We start from the raw sequence: 5,144 nt of genomic DNA, 5'->3' as shown, positions 1-5,144 counted from the left end.
CGCTGGCCGGCCGCTACGCCGACCGGCGCGGCCCCAACGCCGTCAGCCGCCTGGGCGCCGCGCTGACCGCGGTGTCGTTCGCCACCATGGCGTTGCTGCCGTTGCTGTCGGCCCAATCAGGCCTGTGGCTGATCGCGGCCAGCGCCATCGGCTTCGACCTGGGCATCCAGGTGGCGCTGATCGCGCACCAGAGCATTGTCTATGGCATCGACCCCGCCGCGCGTAGCCGGCTCAACGCGGTGCTGATGGTCAGCGTCTTCATCGGCATGGCCGCGGGCGGCGCGCTCGGCAGCCTGGCACTGGCGCACTGGGGCTGGATCGGCGTGACCGCGGTGGCCACGGCCGCGGCGGTCGGCGCCCTGGCCCTGCGCGTCTGGCCGGTCCGGCGCCGCGTGGCGCAGGGCGCGAACTGCGCGGCCTGACCGGACGGCCCGCGCCAGCGGACGTCGAATGCGACACAGCCCTCGAACCGAGCAACGGTTCGAGGGCTGTGCGACCCGATGCAAACGTCGGGGACTTACTGCGCGGCGTAGCGCGGCGAACGCGGACCGTACAGGATGCCGCCCGGCGTGCCGGCGCTGAGCAGCATGTTGTTGGTCATGCCCGCCACGCCGAAGCTGCGGTCGGACAGCGTGTTGACCACCTGGTCCACCACCGCCTGCACCAGCATGCCGATCAGGCCGCCGCCGCCATTGCTGGCCTGCACCACCTGCTTGCTGCCATCCCACAGCTTGGCGCCGGTGCGCAGATCGACCAGCGCGGCATCGATGGAGACCGTGATCGAGCTGGAAAGGACGGCGTAGCTGGAGCCATACTGCTTGACGGTCATGTACAGCGCGGCATCGGCGCCGAAGATCTCGCGCAGCCGCGGAGCCGGCAGCTCATGGATTTCTTCGGCGCTGGTCAGGCCGTTCTGCTTGAACGTCTCGTCCATCACCGCCACCGGGATCACGTAGTAACCCGATTCCGCCAGCGGCAAGGTTGCCTGCGACAAGACCGCGGCTGTCGCGGCCACGTCCACCGAGGTATTGAGCGGCGGCAGCACCAGGATCGACGCCGGCTTGCTCTCGCGGAAAGCGGCGTAGTCCACATTGCGTTGCGGCGCGGCGCAGCCGGCCAGCAAGGCCACCAGCGCCAGCACGGCGATACGGAGGGTCGTGGTCATGTCAGGCTCCCTTCTTGGTTGCTTGCTCAGGCGCGGCCTGGCTGGCGGGCGCCGCGGGTTTCGCCGCCTCGGGCTGGGCGGCCTGCGACGCGTTTTCCGCCGTCTTGCTGGCGTTGCGCAGCAGGAAGTCCATGAACGGCTTGGACTCCGGGAAAGCCGCCTTCTCGCCTTCCAACTGCTCCACGCCCTTGGCGCCTTCGCCCATCTTCAGATACAGCATGCCAAGATGCGCGCGGAAGCCCGGCGGCAGTTCCGCGTTGGTCGCCCGCGCGGTCTCGATGTTCTTTTCCATCGCCAGCGTCTGCGCCGCGTAATCGGCGCCGTCGTCCTTGAGGTAGGCGTAGACCGAAGGCTGGTATGACTGCCAGCTATACATGCTCTTGGGTTGCGCGCACGCAGTCAGCGCGCCCGCCAGGGCGGCCACCGCCAGGATGCGGCCGGCGCGCCCGAGCGCGACCGGGCGAACCATCGCCAGATTGTTCAACATGGGGCGCCCTTTCACTGTTGTACGGGCTGCCAGGCGCCCTGTTCGATACCGTCGACCAGGCGGTCGACGGCCTCGCGGATCGCCAGATCCAGCACCTTGCCGTTCAGCGTCGAGTCGTACCCGGCGGTGCCACCGAAGCCGATGACTTCGCGGTTGGACAGGCTGTATTCGCCGGCGCCGGACGCGGAATACACCACTTCGGACGTCGTCACGTCGACCACGTTCAGGTCGACCTTGGCATAGGCCACCTGTTCCTTGCCGCGGCCGAGAATGCCGAACAACTGCTGGTCGCCCGTCACCTTGCGGCCGAAGGCGGTCACGTCGCCCGTCACCACGTAGCGCGCGCCCTTGATCTGGCTGGCCTTCTTGTTGAAGGCGGCTTCCTGGGCGATCTCGGAGAGGTTCTCGCGATCCATCACCTGGAACCGGCCGCTGCGCTGCAGGTGGCTGACGAGAATCGTCTTGGCCTGGCCGCCCAGCCGGTCCACGCCGTCGGAGAACACGCCACGCAGATAGTTGGTGCGGTTGTCGAACTTTCCTACCGAGATCGGGCTGCGCACGCCTTGATAGGGCTTGCTGGCCGCCGCCACGGCGGGGACCGCCACGGACTGGGAGCGTTCGGTGGCGCAACCCGCGACCACCAGCGACAACATCGTTACCGCGCCAAGCTGTACTGCCTTCTTCAACATGCCACTCTCCTGCTGGCCCGCGCCAAACCCGCCGGGCGTCGTTTGAAAGAAAGAAATCCGGCGGCGAGTATATACAATTGAATACAGAATTTATATTTGGAAGTGACGGATTGAAATGCGCTATTTCGTATTAATGGCCCCAACTTCGGCCATTCCCTCCTATGTGCGCGCTTCTATTTGTCCGATTTTTGAAACGCTGTGCCAGGGTGGAATTTTCTTGGGCCGCAACGCATCGGCAGGCGGCAGAATAATTTCCAAATGAAACGCAGCGAGAGGCAAGCAAGGTCATGTGACGGCGCCCCGGCCGGGGCGCCAATGGGCCGGACGAACGCCGGCCCCGGCGGGACGTCAGTGTTGGGGGCCGGCTTCGGGCTGATTGATCTGCGAAGCGTCGATGATCTCCGCCACCAGCACCGGGCCAGGCCCCTGCAGGTAGTACTCGGCCTCCCGCGGCTCGCGCAGCTTCATGTAGCGGGCCTCGCCGATCTGCATGGTATGTCCGGCGGCCAACTCGGCGCCGCTGTCCAGCATGTAGGCCATGATGTTATTGAACATGCCGGAATACTCCTCGCCCTGGTGGTGACCCTCGGCCAGCACGGCGAAATCCGGCAGGCCGAAACGGTCGCCGCCGTAGGTGCGCATCCATACGCCCTGCACGCCTTCGACCTCGTATTTCACGAAGCCGCAATACAGCATGGTCAGCGGCAGCGAACGCAGCACCTCAAGGCTTTCGTCTCCCAGCGAATCGTCGGTGAACACGCCGGCGGGCAACGAGGTGTGCGCATGCTCGTTCAGCACCGCGACCGCGTTGAAGCGACCCAGCGCGCCAGCCACCGCGGCCATCGCCACGTACTGCTCCAGCGGATCCTCGTCGAAGCCCGCGTAGTACAGCAGAATGTGGCTGACATGGGCGCGCACCTGCTCCTTGACCGGCGCGGGGTAGTGCGCGGGCGCCACGCAGACTTCCAGCGCCTCCTGGGGCAACGGCGCGTTCCAGCCCACCATGCGCACCACATGCCTGCCCCAGCCGACCATGCCCACCAGTTCCGGCATGTCCGGCTCGATCTCGGCGCGCGCCTGGCGCATTTCCGGGTGGTAGGCGCGCAAGGCCGCCGCCAGCGCGTCGGCTTTCAGGGCCAGCGGCGCCGCGAACACGACCTGCAGGCTCGATGGATTGTCGATATCGGGATTGGCCGTGAGGGCCGCGGTCTCGCCGGGCGTATCGGAGCGGCCGAAAAAGCGGGAGAAGATACTCATGGTGGGCGACCTGCCTGTCGGGGAAAGCGGGGATGCTATCAAGCCCTCGCGACACATTGGCCGGCCAGATGCAACCAAAGTCCGCCGCCCGCAACCAGATGTAGGGCGGCCGCGCAACCCGCCCCCGGTGCTACTTCAATTCCCGCGTGGCCCCGATCACGCGCAAGGTCGGCATCAACTGGCGCCAGGCATCCTTGGCGATCGCGGCCGGTCGCTTCAGGTCGGCCGCCGCGGGATCATCCAGCAGGTCGCCCTTGCAGGCGAAGACGATGCTGTTGGTCATGTCGTCGTCCACCACCTCGAACATGGCGCTGCCGAACGCGGTCCGCACCCGGTCCAGGTACTCGTGGTGATCCGGATGGTTGACGTGGAAGTTGATCACGAGGATGCCGTCGTCGCGCAGGGCGCGATGGCAGTCCGCGTAGAAATCCGCCGAACACAGCGCGTCAGGAATCCCGGCATCGTCAAAACCGTCGAGCAGCAGCACGTCGGCGGCCTCGCACAGGCCGCGCACATAATCGGCGCCGTCGGCCTGCACCACCCGGAAGCGATCGCTGTCGGGCGGGACCATGAACGCCTCGCGCAGCGCGATCACGGCCGGGTCGATCTCGACCACCGCGATGCGCGAACGCGTCAGGTAGCGATGGCAGAACTTGGCCAGCGAACCGCCGCCCAACCCCACCATCAGAATGTCGGCGGGCTCCGGGGCGAACAGCACGAAGCCCATCATCATCCGCGTGTACTCCAGGTCGAGCGCGTCGGGATTGAGCGTCGACATGCGGCTCTGGATGACTTTCTCGGAAAAATGCAGGGTGCGTGTGGTGCCGGCGGCCTGCACGTAGGGCCGGGCGGCGTCTGGCGCCACCGGCGCGCTGGACAGGGACAAGGAGGAATCACGGGCGGACATGGGGCAGAAGATACCACCGCCGCCCGCCCGCGACGCGATCTCGGACCGATCCCCACCGCCACCGGTTAAAGAATGCGCGCCGGACAGCCGTACATATCGTGTCACCTCGCCATCGCGGGCAGCGGCCGACCCGGCCCGTCCCCGATGCCATGTGCCCCGCCTTACCGGAACATCCCCATGCAGCCATTGGCCACCGACAACCTCCTTCCTCCCGCCGTCCCCGCCGGCAGCGACCCGCGCGCCGCCAGACGCGACGCCGACGCCGATGCCAAGGCGCAGAACCTGGAAACCACGACCAGCGACCGCCCGGTCTCGGTCCGCGTGGTGCTGAGCGACGACGCCCTCGAACGCGCCGCCAAGGCGCGCAAGGCCGCCTCGCAGATCGCCGTCGATGCGGCCCAGTCGCGCCAGGATTTCGCCCGCTCCCGCGTCTCGCAGATCAAGCAGCGCATCGAGATGCTCAAGAAAATGCTGATGTTCCTGGGCAAGGCCGCGGCCAAATCCATCCTTCTGGAACTACGTCAACTGGCCGGCGAACTCGGCCAGGCCGCCGCGGCGCTCAAAACCAGCGCCAGCGCCGCGCCGGCCGCGAGCGCCGCCGACGCCACGGCGGCGCCCGTGGTGCAGGGTGCCAGCGGC

At 67.2% G+C, this 5,144-nt stretch carries 6 protein-coding genes and 1 pseudogene; 2 read left to right on the top strand and 5 right to left on the bottom strand.

The genetic code is table 11. The features are described from left to right. A pseudogene (locus HV783_RS29175) lies at positions 1–422 on the top strand (MFS transporter); the annotation flags it as partial. Positions 423–517: 95 nt separating this feature from the next. Here the strand turns inward: HV783_RS29175 and HV783_RS29170 are convergent. The 5 genes from HV783_RS29170 to HV783_RS29150 all read right to left on the bottom strand — a co-directional run bounded on the left by HV783_RS29170 (position 518) and on the right by HV783_RS29150 (position 4,505). Then, the gene (locus HV783_RS29170) at positions 518–1,165 is read right to left on the bottom strand and encodes a DUF799 domain-containing protein (protein WP_054503682.1); all 648 of its coding nucleotides are present in this window, start codon (positions 1,163–1,165) and stop codon (positions 518–520) included. 1 nt (position 1,166) lies between these two features. Then, on the bottom strand, positions 1,167–1,652 hold the full coding sequence (locus tag HV783_RS29165; protein WP_054503683.1) for a DUF4810 domain-containing protein: 486 nt from the start codon (positions 1,650–1,652) through the stop codon (positions 1,167–1,169). Between the two features lie 11 nt (positions 1,653–1,663). Continuing rightward, on the bottom strand, positions 1,664–2,341 hold the full coding sequence (locus HV783_RS29160; RefSeq protein ID WP_054503684.1) for a CsgG/HfaB family protein: 678 nt from the start codon (positions 2,339–2,341) through the stop codon (positions 1,664–1,666). 348 nt (positions 2,342–2,689) lie between these two features. After that, positions 2,690–3,598, bottom strand: coding sequence for a DUF4261 domain-containing protein (locus HV783_RS29155; RefSeq protein WP_064528775.1), 909 nt, complete (start codon positions 3,596–3,598; stop codon positions 2,690–2,692). A gap of 130 nt (positions 3,599–3,728) precedes the next feature. Further along, positions 3,729–4,505 (bottom strand): fused MFS/spermidine synthase, encoded by a 777-nt coding sequence (locus HV783_RS29150; protein ID WP_175190336.1) that lies wholly within the window; start codon positions 4,503–4,505, stop codon positions 3,729–3,731. Positions 4,506–4,682: 177 nt separating this feature from the next. Here HV783_RS29150 and HV783_RS29145 point away from each other — a divergent pair. Then, the coding region (locus tag HV783_RS29145; protein ID WP_217484248.1) for a hypothetical protein at positions 4,683–5,144 on the top strand (462 nt) is incomplete at its 3' end.

The organism is Achromobacter dolens, from assembly GCF_902859745.1.
Classification (GTDB): Bacteria; Pseudomonadota; Gammaproteobacteria; order Burkholderiales; family Burkholderiaceae_B; genus Achromobacter; species Achromobacter dolens.
The sequence above is the reverse complement of the archived record's forward strand: the minus strand, read 5'-3'. Positions and strand labels throughout refer to the sequence as shown.

Bases quoted from the DNA above. Each gene is read 5' to 3' on its own strand.
- HV783_RS29170 (WP_054503682.1), bottom strand. From the start codon at position 1,165: ATGACCACGACCCTCCGTATCGCCGTGCTGGCGCTGGTGGCCTTGCTG.
- HV783_RS29165 (WP_054503683.1), bottom strand. From the start codon at position 1,652: ATGTTGAACAATCTGGCGATGGTTCGCCCGGTCGCGCTCGGGCGCGCC.
- HV783_RS29160 (WP_054503684.1), bottom strand. From the start codon at position 2,341: ATGTTGAAGAAGGCAGTACAGCTTGGCGCGGTAACGATGTTGTCGCTG.
- HV783_RS29155 (WP_064528775.1), bottom strand. From the start codon at position 3,598: ATGAGTATCTTCTCCCGCTTTTTCGGCCGCTCCGATACGCCCGGCGAG.
- HV783_RS29150 (WP_175190336.1), bottom strand. From the start codon at position 4,505: ATGTCCGCCCGTGATTCCTCCTTGTCCCTGTCCAGCGCGCCGGTGGCG.